Source organism: Zarconia sp., from assembly GCF_057467645.1.
On the sequence record NZ_JBRJXU010000091.1, the window covers coordinates 1 to 16,015 of the forward strand.

General features: G+C 50.5%; 17 protein-coding genes. 7 read left to right on the forward strand and 10 right to left on the reverse strand.

Annotated elements, in window-relative coordinates; all coding sequences use genetic code 11:
• A partial coding sequence (locus AC2215_RS13365) for a photosystem II protein D1 (protein ID WP_486810536.1) occupies positions 1-101 on the forward strand: 101 nt, incomplete at its 5' end.
• A 293-nt stretch (positions 102-394) separates the two neighbouring features.
• Here AC2215_RS13365 and AC2215_RS13370 read toward each other — a convergent pair.
• The 3 genes from AC2215_RS13370 to AC2215_RS13380 form a co-directional block, all read right to left on the reverse strand.
• On the reverse strand, positions 395-937 hold the full coding sequence (locus AC2215_RS13370; RefSeq protein WP_486810507.1) for a GNAT family N-acetyltransferase: 543 nt from the start codon (positions 935-937) through the stop codon (positions 395-397).
• Positions 934-1,743, reverse strand: a complete 810-nt coding sequence (locus AC2215_RS13375) for an ion transporter (protein WP_486810508.1) — start codon at positions 1,741-1,743, stop codon at positions 934-936. The genes AC2215_RS13370 and AC2215_RS13375 overlap by 4 nt, the downstream gene beginning before the upstream one ends.
• 573 nt (positions 1,744-2,316) lie before the next feature.
• Complete coding sequence (locus AC2215_RS13380) at positions 2,317-3,282, reverse strand: carbohydrate kinase family protein (RefSeq protein WP_486810509.1); 966 nt, start codon at positions 3,280-3,282, stop codon at positions 2,317-2,319.
• A 240-nt stretch (positions 3,283-3,522) separates the two neighbouring features.
• Between AC2215_RS13380 and AC2215_RS13385 the strand changes: the two genes are divergently transcribed.
• Positions 3,523-3,750, forward strand: a complete 228-nt coding sequence (locus tag AC2215_RS13385) for a ssl0294 family protein (protein ID WP_486810510.1) — start codon at positions 3,523-3,525, stop codon at positions 3,748-3,750.
• A 417-nt stretch (positions 3,751-4,167) separates the two neighbouring features.
• Here AC2215_RS13385 and AC2215_RS13390 read toward each other — a convergent pair whose 3' ends face one another.
• From AC2215_RS13390 to AC2215_RS13415, 6 genes are all read right to left on the reverse strand, one after another.
• Positions 4,168-4,395 (reverse strand): hypothetical protein, encoded by a 228-nt coding sequence (locus AC2215_RS13390; RefSeq protein WP_486810511.1) that lies wholly within the window; start codon positions 4,393-4,395, stop codon positions 4,168-4,170.
• A gap of 210 nt (positions 4,396-4,605) precedes the next feature.
• Entirely contained in the window at positions 4,606-6,153 is a 1,548-nt protein-coding gene (locus AC2215_RS13395; RefSeq protein WP_486810512.1) for a site-2 protease family protein, read from the reverse strand.
• Between the two features lie 208 nt (positions 6,154-6,361).
• Positions 6,362-7,099 (reverse strand): hydrogenase nickel incorporation protein HypB, encoded by a 738-nt coding sequence (gene hypB, locus AC2215_RS13400; RefSeq protein ID WP_486810513.1) that lies wholly within the window; start codon positions 7,097-7,099, stop codon positions 6,362-6,364.
• Positions 7,100-7,514: 415 nt separating this feature from the next.
• Complete coding sequence (hpsU, locus tag AC2215_RS13405) at positions 7,515-8,114, reverse strand: hormogonium polysaccharide biosynthesis acetyltransferase HpsU (protein WP_486810514.1); 600 nt, start codon at positions 8,112-8,114, stop codon at positions 7,515-7,517.
• 192 nt (positions 8,115-8,306) lie between these two features.
• Complete coding sequence (locus AC2215_RS13410; RefSeq protein WP_486810515.1) at positions 8,307-9,251, reverse strand: glycosyltransferase family 2 protein; 945 nt, start codon at positions 9,249-9,251, stop codon at positions 8,307-8,309.
• A 117-nt stretch (positions 9,252-9,368) separates the two neighbouring features.
• A complete protein-coding gene (locus AC2215_RS13415; protein WP_486810516.1) occupies positions 9,369-10,307 on the reverse strand; it encodes a glycosyltransferase family 2 protein in 939 nt (312 codons plus the stop codon).
• Between the two features lie 178 nt (positions 10,308-10,485).
• Here AC2215_RS13415 and AC2215_RS13420 point away from each other — a divergent pair, with 178 nt between their 5' ends.
• From AC2215_RS13420 to aroF, 5 genes are all read left to right on the forward strand, one after another.
• The gene (locus AC2215_RS13420; RefSeq protein WP_486810517.1) at positions 10,486-10,644 is read left to right on the forward strand and encodes a hypothetical protein; all 159 of its coding nucleotides are present in this window, start codon (positions 10,486-10,488) and stop codon (positions 10,642-10,644) included.
• 78 nt (positions 10,645-10,722) lie between these two features.
• The gene (locus AC2215_RS13425; protein ID WP_486810518.1) at positions 10,723-11,469 is read left to right on the forward strand and encodes a phycocyanobilin:ferredoxin oxidoreductase; all 747 of its coding nucleotides are present in this window, start codon (positions 10,723-10,725) and stop codon (positions 11,467-11,469) included.
• Positions 11,470-11,718: 249 nt separating this feature from the next.
• Positions 11,719-11,988 (forward strand): 30S ribosomal protein S15, encoded by a 270-nt coding sequence (gene rpsO / locus AC2215_RS13430; RefSeq protein ID WP_486810519.1) that lies wholly within the window; start codon positions 11,719-11,721, stop codon positions 11,986-11,988.
• A gap of 9 nt (positions 11,989-11,997) precedes the next feature.
• The gene (locus AC2215_RS13435) at positions 11,998-12,522 is read left to right on the forward strand and encodes a photosystem II biosynthesis protein (RefSeq protein WP_486810520.1); all 525 of its coding nucleotides are present in this window, start codon (positions 11,998-12,000) and stop codon (positions 12,520-12,522) included.
• Between the two features lie 401 nt (positions 12,523-12,923).
• Positions 12,924-13,979 (forward strand): 3-deoxy-7-phosphoheptulonate synthase, encoded by a 1,056-nt coding sequence (aroF, locus tag AC2215_RS13440; RefSeq protein ID WP_486810521.1) that lies wholly within the window; start codon positions 12,924-12,926, stop codon positions 13,977-13,979.
• 433 nt (positions 13,980-14,412) lie between these two features.
• Here the strand turns inward: aroF and AC2215_RS13445 are convergent, their stop codons facing one another.
• Entirely contained in the window at positions 14,413-15,642 is a 1,230-nt protein-coding gene (locus AC2215_RS13445) for an HhoA/HhoB/HtrA family serine endopeptidase (protein ID WP_486810522.1), read from the reverse strand.
• Positions 15,643-16,015: the final 373 nt, after the last annotated feature.

Sequence of the window (16,015 nt, forward strand, 5' to 3'; positions counted from 1 at the left end):
TGGAAGTCATGCACGAGCGCAACGCTCACAACTTCCCCTTAGACTTGGCTGCTGGTGAGTCGGCCCCCGTGGCTCTGACTGCTCCTTCCATCAACGGCTAATTTAGATGTTTCTAAATTAGACTTTGAGAACAAGGTCTAAAATTTAAAAACGCTCTCCCCTCGCGGGAGGGCGTTTTTTATTGGGCGCAGGCTCCCTCTTATAGAACCCATTTGGGATCTTGTGGAAAAAATCAGTATTAATTAGAAACGGCTTAATGGTTAGGTGACCGCAATCCCACGCGATGGCGCCCTACCCATCGAGTCAAATCAAATTAATTAGAAACCATCCTTCCACCCCTCGGACTTATCCGGGGGGTTAATTTTTGAAACAGAGAAATAAGGTAAGCATTTAGCTACGAACCATTAGCAGTTGCGTAGAGAACGTGTTTTTCCAGGAGATGTCCCGATGGCAATGCCGGATGATTGAAAGTGCCCGCAAACTCCAAACCGATGCGTTCCATTACCCGGCGCGATCGCCGATTTGCCGGGACGGTAAAGGAAACCACTTGGGGTAACTGGAGTTGAGTAAAGGCATAGTCCAGGACGGAAGCGGCCCCTTCTGTGGCATATCCGTTGCCCCAATAGTTGAATGCCAACCGCCAGCCGATTTCCACGCAGGGGGTGAAAGATGCCTCGAAGCGCGGTACGGATAAGCCGATAAATCCGATAAAAGTTTGGGTGGAGGCGAGTTCGACGGCATATAAACCAAATCCGCGATCTCGAAAATGATTTTCGATCCGATCGACCATATCGTTACTTTCATGGGCAGATAACAGTCCGGGCATATATTCCATCACCCGAGGATCGGCATTCAGTTGGGCAAACGGTGCGCGATCGCTTTCTTGCCATCGCCGTAAAATCAGCCGGGATGTTTGGATTTTATCCACATTTTTCATGTTTCGATCGAATTCGACTCTTTCTCTAACTCTTTATCTAATTTCGTCCCACATCGCTTGCAAAACAATGCATCGGCATCGTGACTGGACCAACCGCAATTTTCGCAGGGATTTTGGATATAATTCGCCGCTTTGATGAGTTGCTGAATCAATTCTCGCAACTGCCACGGGACGATCGCCACTCCCGTGATAATCATCAGCAACGTCAAGCATCGCCCCATTTCCGATAATGGCGTAACATCGCCAAATCCCACAGTCGTCATCGTGACGACGGAAAAATAAAAGGCATCGAGAAAGTTGCGAAATAGTTCGGGGTTTTGGGGATGTTCTACCTGATAGATTAACCCCGAATAAATAAACACAATCGTGAATAGGGTAAATAATATCTTCGATAAAATTAGCCCGTCTTCTGTGGTGATTCTAAAAATCGAAAACTCTAAATCTAAAAATCGAATCAAGCGTAAAATTCGAAACCAGCGAAAAATTCGAATAAATAAAGTATTTCCCAAACCCAAAACAAATGGGAGAATAACGAATAGTTCGATTAATGCATTTAAGCTAAAAAAAAACTTGATTGGATTTTCAGCGACGCCCAAACGAATTAGATATTCGATCGAAAATAAAATCACGATTGCCAAATCTAGCCGTTTGAGCTGAATTAAAACCTCATCCGGTAATGTATAGGTTTGAGCCACAAAACCCAGCGCCGATATCAGAATTAAACCCAAAATCGTCAAAGAAATCGTGCGACCCAGCGGGGTTTCAATATCTTCGAGATAAAACGCAATATCTTTGCGAGTTAGCATATGCTAAAAAAGATAAAAGCTCGACAAGTCTTGTGTGAGGATTCAGGATTAGACTACAGGTTAGAGCATTTTTCGGGCAACGGGGGCGCTAGCTGTTCTTACGATTTGCAGTATGGCGATCGTCATCATTACTTCAGTCAGGATACACGTGTAATCCTACCGGGGTCTTTTCCCCTGACAGGGATCGGTTTTTTACGATCGGGTAATCATAACGCTTCGTCGTCAGTTTATTGACACGATTGAAGAAATAATTTGTTTCTATTCCCAATTGCCTATTCCCTATTCCCTATTCACGCGGTGTGCGCTCTTTTTGCGCTCGTTTGGATGGTGAGCGAGTAGACTTATCCCCCTTTTCCCCTTCCCCCTTCCTTTCTTTCTTCCCTCCTCGCAGGAGGGACTGAGGGAGGTTCCCCCGTGCGAGAGGATTTTGGAGAATTAAGTTGCACATGGCGTTATTCCCTATTCCCGATGAGTTTGGCATAGAAACGCAGCCGGAACTGCGTTCTATCCTACAAATTACAGCCAGAATTCAAGCCTAAATTTAAACGAATCGCACACGGAGATCGAGTAATGCTAGTGCAAAAATGCTTCGACCTCGCCAGCGACCGGTTGAGCGGCGATCGCCCCCGGTTTAGTTGCCGTCAGGGCCCCCACCGCACAGGCATAGGTCACGATTTGCTCCACCGTTGCTCCATCGGTTAATCCCTTAGAGCCATTTCGGCAGAGTTGATGCAACAACCCGGCAACAAATCCATCCCCCGCTCCTGTGGTATCTTCCACTTGTACGGGAAACGCATCCACTCGACCGGCAAAATCGTTCAAACAGTAAGAACAACCCCGTTCCCCTAAGGTGACGAGAACCCCTTCCACATCGTTGAGGCGATGGGAAATCGTTTCGGCATCGGTGGTTTTGAAGAGCCACTGTGCCTCTTCTTCTGAAAGTTTGACAAAGTCTACCTGACTCATCATCTTCCAGATAGCGCGTTCCCCTTCAGCACGATCGTCCCAGAAAACCGGTCGCCAATTGACATCGAGGAAGATTTTCGTATAGTGGCGATCTGCCAACTCTAAAGCCCGTTCGATCGCCCTACGGGTTTCCGGATAGGCCATCTCTAAGGTTCCCAACACGAGAAACTCCGCCCCAGCGAATAATTTCTCGGGTAACTCATCCGCCTGCAAGCGCGTATCGGCAAACTTATCCGTCGGCAAATCCCCAAAGCCGGCAAAGATGCGATCGCCGTCGTTCGATCGCAACACGTAAACCTGCCGCGTCGGTGCAGTCGGATGGCGCTGCACTCCTGTGGGCTCGACTCCCACTTTGAGCAGCAGTTCCACTAACTCTTCTCCAGGTCGATCGTTCCCGATACAGCCGATAAACCCAGCGGAGGTCCCTAACTTCACCAAACCACAAGCAACGTTTGCTGGAGCACCTCCGGGATAGGGAGTCCACGACTCAACTCGTTCGAGAGGCTCCCCGGCTCGATCTGCGAGGCAGTCAAACAAAATTTCACCCAGACAAAGAACGCGAGGATCGGTCATATGAATTTATTAAATCTGCAATTTTAAAGAATCTGCAATTGTAAATTGAATACTCGATTTGTCTTCGGAAAGTCAAGGGTTCTGTTAATTGCGTTCCCTTGAGAGGGGGAAACTCGATTCGTCTTGTGCTACCCGCTCGGGCTGAATTTTTCGAGTCGATCGCCGAGCAAATCGAGCGCGTCGGGTGAAAACACGCTAGGATCGGTTGAAAGAGTTCTCTCCTAAGTATCATCACTCATCATGTTCTTCGACGAGTTACAACCGATTTTCCAAGAATTGACCCGAGAACCGATTGCTTTCCTGGGTGGATTCTTCTCTGGCGCGTTCCAACTCAATCTTGGGGAAGATCCGGTCAAAAGCTGGCTCGACGAGCAAGCGGGTTCGCCGTCCTCTCCTTCAACCCCTTCGAGTTCCCCCAATATGAATAACGGAAGTAGCAAAGGACCGCAAACAATTTCGATCGAGTAACGTCAGTTTTGCTGAAGTCGCCTCACCGGCATGCTGACTCTCGATGACGTTCGAGCAGTCGACAAGTAGATGGGACGTGAGGGAAAACACTCGGATATATCTTCTGCGAGGGAAAGAAAGTATTCCATTCCCTTTTCCGAATTCCGAATTCTCCCTTCCCCACTATCACCGGAAACATTCTGATGCAAAACTGAGGTTCGAGTAAATCCGACAAGGGAAATCGGCGACCGATCCTCAAAACCCATCTAGAACTATAAACCCACCTCAAACATACCGTTGGGGTGGGTTTATAGTTCCCAGTCGAGAGGCTCCGAATTTGGAACAATGGAATTGACAATCGCAAGAGCGCGAAAACCTGACGAGGTTTCTCGATTTCAACGCAACTCTCAACTGGCTCTCTTGAAATGTCAAAAGAACTTAGATGCTCGCATCTAAGACCGCAGAAATCCGATCGACCACCTTCACTCGCCCTCGACGGACGGCCATCAGCAATCGATTGGTGGCGAGTCTTTCTTCTTCCGTCAGTGAATCATCAAGCATTGCTGCCATCAGTCCGTAGCGATCGGCAACAGTTAAATATCCGGTTTGGGCAACAGAAACTAACATCTCCGGAATTGCATCGGGCAGGAGTTGAACGGGTTGCATGAATTTAGGTAGAAGCTTGTATACTGACCATCGATTGTCTCGGTCTTTTGTCCGTTTGGGATGAAGGATTACAGCCTAAAGGGGTATGACCCCTCATTCTTAAGGTAGGGAGAGCACCCTTACACAGAGGTGTTTCTTAGATTCCGGTGGATTTGAGCACAGGGAACTGGGAAAGCACCGGGGAGAAAAAATGCAACGGGATACCGATGCCTATCCACCAATCCCCAAGGTTCCCGCCACACTAGGGGTCAGAGGAATCAACGTCACGATCGTTAAAAATAAAGCCAGTAAGACCAACGCTGCACGGGTATCGTCCGGTTCGATGAGTTCGTTGAGGCTAGGACTTTCGAGATTGCGCTGCAAGAACAGAATCACGATCGCCCAATAGAGAGCGATCGGATTGACCAGAGAGACCAGTCCCAAAACGATCAGAGTGGCGATGGTGGTGCGTCCGGCAGTTTGACGGCCGTAAATGGCTTGAATCGCCCGACCTCCATCTAACTGACCCGCAGGCATTAAATTTAAGGCGTTAATGACCAATCCCAACCAGCCAATTGCCACCAGGGGGTGAATATCCACCAAGGATTCTTCCAACGCCGAACCCAGCACGACTTTGGCAAGGGTTCCCACCAGCATCGAACCTTGGAAAAAATCCGAGGGAATCTGAAACAGGCTACCGGGATGGGAAAGATACAAACCCGTCATCAACAGACCCAAAGAAAGCAAACCCCCCGCAGCTGGTCCGGCGATGGCAACATCAAACAAGACCGTTCGATCGGCTAAAAAAGACTCGAAGCGATTGATGGCACCAAAGGAACCCACTTGCCAGGTGGGAATAAAAAACGGCCAACTGATGCGGACGTTGTGGCGCGATGCCATGACTTGATGACCGATTTCGTGGGCGATGAGTACGGCCCAAATCCCCAAACTCACCGGTAGAACCTCTTGGATGCGACCGAGATCGTTAAAAAAATCAAACCCGATTAAGATGCCGGCCGTTTCTAATGTGGTGGCAAAGGTGGCGATTGCCAGTCCGATAGCGAGGGCTTTTTGGGTGGTGCTCAGGGGTTTGGGTTCGTTTCGACTGGGTAAAACCACCACGATCGGCTTATCTTGGCGATCGGGAACCAGAAACAAACGATAGCGATCTCCCACGCGCTCTTTGAGTTTTTGGGCCAGCTTGGTGTAGGCGGCTTCGGGTTCGCCGCGCAGGTTCCCTCGGAAATACGCACCATCTTGGTAGGGAACGCTATCGGTGGCAAAGAAGGTATCCACGCCGAAAATCCCTTTGATGCTTTCTAGATCTTCCGTGGGGATCGCGATCGGTTCGACGATCGCGGTAGGAACGACTGGGGTTTCTTTCGCGGTTGGGGTTTCTTTCGCGCTGGTGGAATCGGTTGCTGATGATTCGGTTTCCTCTGGTTGGGAGGGAGTGGGGTTAGTTTTAGTCCGCAGCATTTTTTCAAGCTGCGCGCGCCCCGCGGGGTCTTGACTGAGGGTTCGGAGTTTGTTGCCTAGGAAAATATAGGTTCCGGCGGAAACGACGATTAGAAATAAGACACCGGCCAAATTGATATAGATCCCAAGGGCGAATAGGCCGAAAAATAACAACCAGGGAGCCATCAAGGCAACGGATTGCAACCAGGATACGATCCCCAATTTGCCAAAGGATCGAGAGCGATAAAAACCCACCGCCAGTATGCCGACAGCGATGAGTACGATCGACACCGTTACGATATTTTCGGATGCGATACCCATTGAATCTCCCTCGTTTTCCTCCATGTTCCTCTCGGGGATGCCTGAGTCGATCGGTCAACGACAATTTGCCATCGATCTCGATGTTGGCTCCGATTGAAAACTCAGACATCATCTTACCTAATCCTAACTCGCGCCACTCACCAGAATCCCTCGATCGAGCGATCGAGGGAATAAAAAGAAGATGGAGTTGATGGTTTGCTCGTCGCGTTTATTGGGTGCGAGACTCACGACCGACGCCGATCGTTTCCTGGCGGGCCGCTTTATCGGATTGGTTTCGCAAAGCCACCTGCAATCGCACCCAATTCAGCCACGCTTCGAGTCCAAATCCGGTGTGGCTCGAAATCGGCAGAATCGGCATTTTGGAATCGATCTGCCGCAGATTGGCGATTGCTCCTTCGATGTTCGCCCCCTCATCGGCAGCCCGATCGATTTTCGTCAGCAGTACGCAGTTTGCTTCTCGAAAGAGGAGGGGACAATCGACAATTAAGTCTTCTCCCCGAGTTGCATCGAGTAGGGCGACTTTCAGATGTTCTCCCACGGCGGTGAGATTGGAATCGGCGGAATCGAGGTTTTTTTCGAGCCAAACGAGATCGAAGTGAGATGGCGTATATTGACCCTCGAACCGATCCAAACTTTCAGCAATGCTTCGAGCGTTGAGACCCTCTGTATTTCCGGTTCGTGGAGCCAGAGTGGGAATGCCTTGCAAACGCAAGCGATCGGCTTCCCGTTCGCAGATCGGATCGCCAACAATGGTGGCGACTTGGAGTCGATCGTTTAAAGCCGCCAGGGTGCGATCGAGCAGTGCGGTTTTACCGACACCAGGGCGACCCAACAACGCGATGCAGGTGATTCCCCATCGATCGAATCGGACGCGATTGAGATCGGCTAATCCGCGCAAATTATCCGCTCGGGCAAAATCTGGAGCCGCCGTTAAAATTTGATGCATTTTTTTCAATTGAAATTGTCAAGGGTGAACGCGGAGCTTGAGGCAAGAAGTTCCGCCAGCGTAAAAAAACCGGGTTTTTCGCCACTGCGAAACCTCGGCACTCACATCGTTTTAGTTACTTCTATTTTTTACAGGTTTCCCAAACAGACTTGCTAGACTTTAATATTTTCTAAGGTTTGGTCAGTTGCCAATTTTTTCGATCTTTGTTTCGCTTCTCTGTTCGTTTAAAATCTTCAACAAAAGCGATCGTTTTGTAATATTACAGAACTGTATAACTTGTGTTTCTTTCGGTATTTTTGACCTCTCATCTGGAGACCGACTACTTACCTTAAACTATCTAAACCCTTAGATCAAGGGGTATCAAAAATATCAATTTAATTTAGTAACTCAGTTTACAAAAAACAAAAAAATTAAGTTAACGAATGTATTGCTTTTCCTCACCCAGTTGCCGGGGATATCGAGGACGACAGGGGGTTCCCAGGCATACCCGAGCCGCCGGCAAATTGCTAAATACGCTGCTGCGCGCGCCCACCACTGCATTGGCACCGATGGTGACCCCCAGCCCGACAAAACAATCCGTGGCCACCCACACCCCATTGCCGATGGTAATTGGGGCGGTCTTGAGACCGAAAGCCGGATCTTGGATATCGTGAGACCCGGTACAAAGGTAGGTTTTCTGGGAGATGACGCACTGGGTGCCGATGCAGATGCGATCGAGGCTGTAGAACACCACATCATCCCCGATCCAGCTATAGTCGCCAATCTCCACCTTCCAAGGATAGGTAAACCGAGCCGTGGGCCGAACGAGTACCCCCCGACCGATTTTTGCCCCAAACCGTCGCAGCAGCCAGCACCGAAAGCCATTGAAGTTGTGCAAGCTCAAGGGAAAGGCGATCGCCTGCACCAGCCACCACAACAGAACGAACCAACTCGGTCGTCCGCGATCGAATTGGGATTGGTCGTACTGGCGCAAATCGACAAAAGGTCGATCGTCAAGGTTGGCTGAATCAGTCATGGGGGGTGTTGAGAATTTTAGATTTTAGATTTTAGATTTTATGCCTGATGTGAATTAAATTTGACCCTGACCCTATGGGGATTCCACGTGGTACCCAAATCCAGCGACTTCTGAATTTGAACGAATTTGCGTCACTCTAGCATCTAATTCACACAAGCAGTTGTTGAGGGCCAAAAGCCCCCAAACCCACAACTAGCGAGAAGATTCCAGTTGAGGAATCACGGGCGACCTTTTTGGCTTTTCCTTGGTGACATTGAGCTGACCGCCACAGTTTCGCAACTCGTATAGCTTCGCCCCAATCTGAAACTCGTACTGACTCAACAAACGAGCGTACATATAACCGGCTCGACCGTCCAAAAAGCCCAGTTGGATGAAGTAGAACAAAATAAATCGCAAGAAGGGTTTAAAGGGCAGTCGAACCCATACCGTTTTCAGGAAACGCTTGCGCTGTACTGCATCTCCAAACAGATTCGCCCCGATGGTACCGCTCTCGCCGCGACCCATCAGTAGATTGTAATAAACTCGAGCTTCCCAGTTCGAGTAGCGGTTGTGTCGCGCCAACCAATGATAGATATCTCGGAAGTCCTCGTGGAGCATATCGTTTTTCAGATAACCCGCCGTCGTGGGTAGAATCACGTGTTCGTGAACTTCGTTATCGCCGGTATTGGGCACTTCTTCCGTGCTGAGGTTTTCGTATCGACCTTTGGCGTGTTTGAACAAGCGCAGGTTCCAGTCTGGATACTTACCCCCATGACGAATCCAGGTTCCCAAGAAAAAGACGCGACGGTTGAGATAGTACCCATCGTAGTCGGGGTTGGCGATCGCCTCGGTAATTTCATCCCAAAGTTCTGGGGGAATCCGTTCGTCGCAATCGACAATCAAAACCCATTCATTCCGAAACGGCAGATTGTCCAAAGACCAGTTCTTCTTTTTCGGCCAAGACCCGTTAAAGTGAAACTGCACCACGGTTGCCCCGTAACTTTCGGCGATTTCGCCGGTGCGATCTTCACTTTGGGAATCGACCACGAAGACTTCATCGGCCCTCGCCACGCTGGTCAAACAGGCCGGCAGATTGGCTTCCTCATTTTTGGCAGGGATCAGAACGGAAACGGCTACTTTATCAGAGGTGGAAGTCATAACATTAGGCAGCTAAAGGGTTAGCAATTTGCGCTTGAGCGCGTTCGTCGTTTCACAAGTACAAAGCGAAAGATGCACGATGTCGGGATAACTGCGGTCGGCACCACTCACGCGATATTAAGAAGGCTTCGTGGTTTGGGATGTTGAGAGCATCCCCCCGATGGCAGCGCCCAGATAGCCAATTTGACCGTAGGCGTAAACTAAATTATCAAATCGTCGTGCGGGATCGGTGATATATTTCAGACCGTTATAGAGTCCGCGAATCATGCGTTCTCCTCCCCGTGGCAACTGTTGCCAACCGGCTTGACCGGCAAGTTGTTCTCGATAGCACTCGCTGATGCCCTGCCACCAACCCCGTTTCAAAAACCAAGACCGATACAGGCGTTCGGGGGAGACATTGTGGGCAACTCGAGCTTCGGGAAGGTATGCCACTTGCCAACCGCCTTCTAAAGCTTTTTCGGTGACAAACAGTTCTTCATTAGAAAGCAATCGCTTACCGATGCGACCGAGGTTGGTGTCGAAGCCACCAATGTGTTCGAGGAAGGTGCGCCGGATCGAGTAGTTTAAACCCCTCGGCGTCAAACCGGGAATTTGAATATCCACGAGGGTTTCCCCCAAATCGTAAGCACCGAGGTTTCCAGCTAATCCTGGAGATAACCACTTGGGCGGTCGCACCCCCTCAGGCCACAAGAGCGTCACTTTGCCACCAGCAACGACCAGACGTTCGCAATTTTGGTAAGCTCGATAGAGACTGCTCAGCCAAGAAGGACTGGCCACGGCATCATCGTCTAAATAAGCGATAACCGGAGCGGTCGTTTCCCGCGCACCTGTATTGCGAGCGACTGACAAACCCACTGTCGGTTCCCAAACGTACCGCAGGCGAGGATGAGGCAAGCGTTCTTCAACAATTGCCCTCGTGCGATCGGTGGATGCATTATCAACGACGATCGCTTCAAAATCGTCGAAGTCTTGGGCGAGTAAACTATCGATCGCCGCTCCTAAATACGCATCCCGATTGTGCGTACAAACGATCGCCGATATCTTCGGATCTGACATAGCTCCATCGAAAACTTAGGAAGCGGAGATTGTGAGTTTTCTCCTACTCCTTTCTTAACACGATTAGAACGAATCCCCAATAATGCCACGTGCAACTTACATTATCTAAAACCTGACAAAGCTCGGAACAAGGGAAAGGGGAAAGGGGAAAGGGAGATACCATCGGCTCGCTCGCAACATGGCTTGGCTTAAAGTCGCACATCGCATTTTTGCATTTTTACCAACGAGCGATAACGATCGCCCATCGAGTGTTACCGCAATCGAAGTTGAAATCTTCTGGGACGCAACCGTTTTGGGTGCGAGTTTCGCCACGATCGGCGATCGCAATTTAGATTAAAGTGAAAAGAGTACGATCGAGCTAGCCTTTGCCTTTCCACAACCATACTCTTTTCTAAAATTATCGATAAAACTATCTATGTCACTTGCCGAAACCCCCATTCCATCTCTTCGGGAGAAACAACATCCTTTAATTCGCCAGTTAGCTGATTCAATTGAGGAAATTTGGCATCGCTATCTCGAGCTATCGCCTTATCAGCTTCCAGAAGATTTAGGGTATGTTGAGGGACGTTTGGAAGGCGAAAAGTTAACCATCGAGAATCGAGGCTATCAAGCCCCTCAGTTTCGGAAAATGCATCTGGAACTGGCTCAAATCGGCAACTCTCTCGATATTTTGCATTGCGTGATGTTTCCGCGCTCCAACTATCCATTACCCATGTTCGGTACGGACTTGGTGGGGGGACGGGGGCAAATTAGTGCGGCCGTGGTGGATTTGTCTCCGGTTACCGACGGACGGACTCTATCTCGGGAATACCGGCAGAGTCTGAGCGCTCTCCAAGCATCGAACTTTACTCAACCGCGAGCGCTACCCCCTTGGGGAGATATTTTTTCGGAGTTTTGCGTGTTCGTGAGACCGAGCGATCTGGCTGAAGAAAACCTGTTTTTAAACCGGGTCGAGCAATATCTCGAAATTCACTGCCAACAGGCTATCTCTACACAGCCCGTCACCGGAGAGCGACAAGCTCAAATTATCGCCGGTCAACAGTACTACTGTCGCAAACAACAAAAAAACGATAAAACTCGCCGGGTTTTAGAAAAAGCCTTTGGAACCCAGTGGGCCGAGCGTTACATGACGACGATTTTATTCGATCTGCCAGAAATTTGAAACGATCTAAAACCCAGGGTGTGGAAGGGCAACGGGGAACAGGTCGCATGAAGTCAGGAGACGCTAAGGGTTTGAGCTTCTGAGATCCGGCGTGAATGGGTCGGGAGAAAGTTGCCAAAAGGGAGAGGACATACGAACCGCGTAGAATCCTCTAGACGTTTTGTCCCTAGTCCAATCTAAAGCTGTTCGTTGAGAATTCGGGCGTGTTATGATTGAAAGCTGCTGAATTTATACAATTAATTTCATCGTATGCCCCTCTCACAAACGAAAAAGCAAGAAATTATGGCCGAGTATCAAATCCACGAAACCGATACGGGGTCGGCGGATTTGCAAGTTGCCATGCTCACCGAACGCATCAATAACCTGAGCTTGCACCTGAGAAAAAATAAGAAAGATTATTCCTCCCAGCGCGGGTTGATGAAAATGATCGGACGGCGCAAGAGCCTGCTGGCATATATCATGAAACAAGATGAAGCGCACTATCGCGCCCTCATCGGTCGTCTCGGAATTCGCGGTTAAACTGCTACTATGCCCTCTGACTCCCAACGCAACCCCCTACCCTTCGAGCCGAAAAAAAAACCGAAGAAATCTGCTCCACAGGATAGTTCTAAATCTGAAACTCCAACATCGGAAAAGTCTGCCAAAAAAGTAGAACGGCGCTCTTCCCAATCTTCTAATTCCAACGAGAAAGGGAAGAAAGCCAAAGGCAAAAAGTCTAACGCTTCCAAAGAACAAACCACCATTCCAGAAGCTGTCAGCCGAAGAATGATAACTCGAATGGGTTTATTCAGTGGAGTTCCCACCGTTATGGGGATGGGGACTTTGGTGGGCAGCTACTTCATTGTTACCCGCGAGTGGTTTCCTTTGCCGAACGTGGCTGTTTTGTTGGTGAGCATGGGCTTTTTGGGCTTGGGCGTGTTGGGATTGAGTTACGGCGTTTTTTCAGCTTCTTGGGACGAACGACAAGAAGGCTCGAAGGTCGGTTGGTCTGAGTTTAAAACGAATATCGGGCGAGTCTATAAAGATTGGAAAGAGTCGCGGCAGAAGAAGTAATTACGTCGCACCCATACTGCAAGTCAAACCGATCGGACAAGGGGAAAATACCTCTTGTCCTCATTTTTTATCCCCCAACTGTCTACCCTTCAACTCAGAATAAGTACGCTAGAATAAACTTTATCGACCACCATTTAGCTCCAACTGTGGGATTTGCACTGTTAGACGGACACCGTGTCAACCTGTTGGAAGTTCGTGCCAATCTGGCAGCCTTTTTCGCGCCGATCGCGGTTTAATCGATCGTATCGAAAACTTCGGGTCGATTCAATTTGAAATGTGAGCGAGCGGAGTTTTTCCCCTCGTCGCTTAGGGTTTTTGCCATTTCAAAGGGTTAAGCAAAAGCTCAAAAATGTCTCTCAATTTAACCTTTTAATCCAAATCGTTCATTGGGGAGTTCTAACATGATTATTGTCATGAAAGTCGGTACGCCAGAAGCCGAAATCGATCGCCTCAGTGGGGAACTCGAAAACCGAGGATTTACCCCGGAGAAAATTGTCGGACGCTATAAAGTCGTCGTCGGCTTAGTGGGAGATACCGCAGAACTCGATCCCCTGCTGCTGCGAGAAATGAGTCCCTGGATCGAAAACGTCCTGCGAGTCGAAGCCCCTTACAAACGCGCCAGCCGCGAGTACCGCCACGGTGAGGCCAGCGAAGTGAGCGTCTCGACCCCCGAGGGCAACGTTATTTTCGGCGAGCATCACCCCGTCGTGACCATTGCCGGTCCCTGTTCTGTGGAAAACGAAGAGATGATCGTCGAGACAGCCCGTCGGGTGAAAGCCGCTGGGGCGAAGTTCCTGCGAGGGGGTGCGTTCAAACCGCGTACCTCTCCCTACGCTTTCCAAGGTCACGGAGAAAGCGCCCTCGATTTACTCGCAGCCGCGCGGGAAGCCTCCGGTTTGGGCATCATTACCGAAGTCATGGATGCAGCAGATATCCCCAAGATTGCCGAAGTAGCCGACGTCCTGCAAATCGGCGCGCGCAATATGCAAAATTTCCCCCTGCTGAAAAAAGTGGGGGCGCAAGATAAGCCAGTGCTACTCAAGCGGGGGATGTCTGCCACGATTCAGGAATGGCTGATGGCAGCCGAGTACGTTCTGGCTGCGGGCAATCCTAACGTGATCTTGTGCGAGCGGGGAATTCGCACTTTCGATCGCCAATACACCCGCAATACCCTCGATTTATCGGCGATTCCAGTGCTGCGGAACCTCACCCACCTGCCGATTACCATCGACCCCAGCCACGGGACGGGGTGGGCAACTCTGGTCCCCACAATGGCGAAAGCGGCGATCGCGGCCGGAACCGATGCCTTGATGATCGAAGTGCATCCCAACCCCCCCAAAGCCCTCTCCGACGGGGCGCAATCCCTGACTCCCGCAGCCTTCGATGACTTGATGCAAGAACTGGCAGTGTTCGGAAAAGCTGTGGGTCGCTGGGAAGAAACGCCCGTGTTGACCTAAAGAAGTACGGGCAATCCGCAACTCCCGTGTTTCAACCGGGAGTTAGGACGACGCGGGGGCTTCAACCCCCTTCCCTCGATTTAACCTGGATTATTCATGAGCCGGTGACGAAGGTGCGATCGTGGGTCGGTCTTGGGGTTCGAGCGCTATCAGAATGACCCGTGACTGGGGTGGATCGGAAAAAATACTCAGTGCGATCGCTCAAAAACCCCGTGGGTCAAGAAATTAGACACACCCTACCTAACGTCAGTTTTGGTTAAGCTACCTCGCCGGGATACCGACTCTGGATGACGTTCGGGCGGCCGTCTTGCCTCTTAATGAGCGAAGCGACAACACTGGCTACATCTGGTTGCTGGGGAGCAAAGTACTCCATCCCCATTCCCCATTCCCCATTCCCCGCCCTCACCTGAAACAGTCTTATCCAAAACTGACGTTAACTTTGCGGTAACGTGCCTGCTTGGATGCGGGTTTCAACGGTGCGACCGTTGCGCTGTACCTCGACTTGGAGTTCGCTGCCGACACTCACGTCGCTAACGGCTGTTTGCACGTCGTCGGTGGTGGTTACCGATTTGCCGTTGATGGTTTTGACGATATCTCCCGATCGCAATCCCGCGCGATCTGCCGGCGAATTCCCCACAACCCGGACAATTAAAACCCCTCGATCTTCGTTCACCCGCAATCCGGCACGGGGGTCTTGGTTGATGTTTTGCCTCATTTCGGGGGTGAGGGTGAGCATTTGAATGCCCAAATAGGGATGTTGGGCTTTTCCGTTAGCAACCAGTTGGTCGGCAATCTGCTTGACGGTTTCGATGGGAATGGCAAAACCGAGTCCCTGAGCCCCTTGGAGAATGGCAGTATTCATCCCGATGGCTTCCCCGTTTTGGTTGAGCAGGGGACCGCCGGAGTTGCCGGGGTTGATAGCGGCATCAGTTTGGATGAACTGCACTCGCTTGTCGGGAACGCCCACTTGAGAGCTAGAACGCCCGGTGGCGCTGATAATGCCAGTGGTGACGGTATTGTCTAAACCGAGGGGATTGCCAATGGCGATCGCCCATTCTCCCGGTTGCAAATTGTCGGAATCGCCCAAATTCACAACGGGTAAATTTTCATTGGCATCGATTTGAATCACCGCCACATCGGTGACGGTATCTCGACCGACGACGCGACCGTCAAATCGGCGACCGTCTTTGAGAGTGACGCTGACAACATCCGCCCCATCGATGACGTGGGCGTTGGTGACGATTTGACCGTCTGCTTCGAGAATGAAACCCGAGCCGGTTCCCGATTGTACTTCCGGCTGGGAGGGGGTTTGTCCTCGGAAAAACGGTTGGAAAAAGGGATCGTCGAACTCATCTCGAAAGCGGTTACTGACGGTGCGCTGGGTATCGATGCGCACCACTGCCGGTCCGACAATATCGACAACTTCGGTGACGAAATTCTGAGGAACGATGCCGCGAGTGGGGGATGGAGTCGTCGATTGGGCAACAACTGGGGTCGTGGTGGTGACTTGGGTGCCATCGGTAGGATTCTCCGTGCGGGGTGAGGCTGCCAGACGGGCACATCCCGAGAGGATACCCGCACCGAGGAGGGTCAGTGCCAGATAGCGAATGGTGGATGGGGTTGAGAATGAAAGGTTCGTTTTATCTTGAGATCTGTTATTCATCGCTTTGAGCTTTTGTAGACATTTCACGTTGAAGTTGGGTTGGGTGGGTAGAATCGATATCGATCGGGTATTCGGACCATCCCCAACAGCTTAGGTCTCAAGGTTGAAGCTCTAAAAGACCCAACCCACATCATGGGGGTTAGAATTTGCGCGGTAACGCGCGGAGTCACCAAATTTGCGATCGCACACCCTGTTCACTAATGCAAGAGATTTGGGTGTCAGCCCGGAAGATTGAGGAACGAACGCGATCGGGCTGACACTTTCTACAGTAATTTGAGGGTGTGACGTTCCTGTGACAGCTAGATGGCATGGAGATGAATTTTATAGCCGTCGCCAAGGCGGTTAGGGCGTGTTTTATGTTTTAAAACCCCCT

Bases quoted from the DNA above. Each gene is read 5' to 3' on its own strand.
- AC2215_RS13425 (WP_486810518.1), top strand. From the start codon at position 10,723: ATGTCACTTGCCGAAACCCCCATTCCATCTCTTCGGGAGAAACAACAT.
- AC2215_RS13435 (WP_486810520.1), top strand. From the start codon at position 11,998: ATGCCCTCTGACTCCCAACGCAACCCCCTACCCTTCGAGCCGAAAAAA.
- AC2215_RS13375 (WP_486810508.1), bottom strand. From the start codon at position 1,743: ATGCTAACTCGCAAAGATATTGCGTTTTATCTCGAAGATATTGAAACC.
- AC2215_RS13420 (WP_486810517.1), top strand. From the start codon at position 10,486: ATGGCTTGGCTTAAAGTCGCACATCGCATTTTTGCATTTTTACCAACG.
- AC2215_RS13370 (WP_486810507.1), bottom strand. From the start codon at position 937: ATGAAAAATGTGGATAAAATCCAAACATCCCGGCTGATTTTACGGCGA.
- AC2215_RS13380 (WP_486810509.1), bottom strand. From the start codon at position 3,282: ATGACCGATCCTCGCGTTCTTTGTCTGGGTGAAATTTTGTTTGACTGC.
- AC2215_RS13415 (WP_486810516.1), bottom strand. From the start codon at position 10,307: ATGTCAGATCCGAAGATATCGGCGATCGTTTGTACGCACAATCGGGAT.
- AC2215_RS13445 (WP_486810522.1), bottom strand. From the start codon at position 15,642: ATGAATAACAGATCTCAAGATAAAACGAACCTTTCATTCTCAACCCCA.
- rpsO (WP_486810519.1), top strand. From the start codon at position 11,719: ATGCCCCTCTCACAAACGAAAAAGCAAGAAATTATGGCCGAGTATCAA.
- aroF (WP_486810521.1), top strand. From the start codon at position 12,924: ATGATTATTGTCATGAAAGTCGGTACGCCAGAAGCCGAAATCGATCGC.
- AC2215_RS13385 (WP_486810510.1), top strand. From the start codon at position 3,523: ATGTTCTTCGACGAGTTACAACCGATTTTCCAAGAATTGACCCGAGAA.
- AC2215_RS13410 (WP_486810515.1), bottom strand. From the start codon at position 9,251: ATGACTTCCACCTCTGATAAAGTAGCCGTTTCCGTTCTGATCCCTGCC.
- AC2215_RS13395 (WP_486810512.1), bottom strand. From the start codon at position 6,153: ATGGGTATCGCATCCGAAAATATCGTAACGGTGTCGATCGTACTCATC.
- hypB (WP_486810513.1), bottom strand. From the start codon at position 7,099: ATGCATCAAATTTTAACGGCGGCTCCAGATTTTGCCCGAGCGGATAAT.
- AC2215_RS13390 (WP_486810511.1), bottom strand. From the start codon at position 4,395: ATGCAACCCGTTCAACTCCTGCCCGATGCAATTCCGGAGATGTTAGTT.
- hpsU (WP_486810514.1), bottom strand. From the start codon at position 8,114: ATGACTGATTCAGCCAACCTTGACGATCGACCTTTTGTCGATTTGCGC.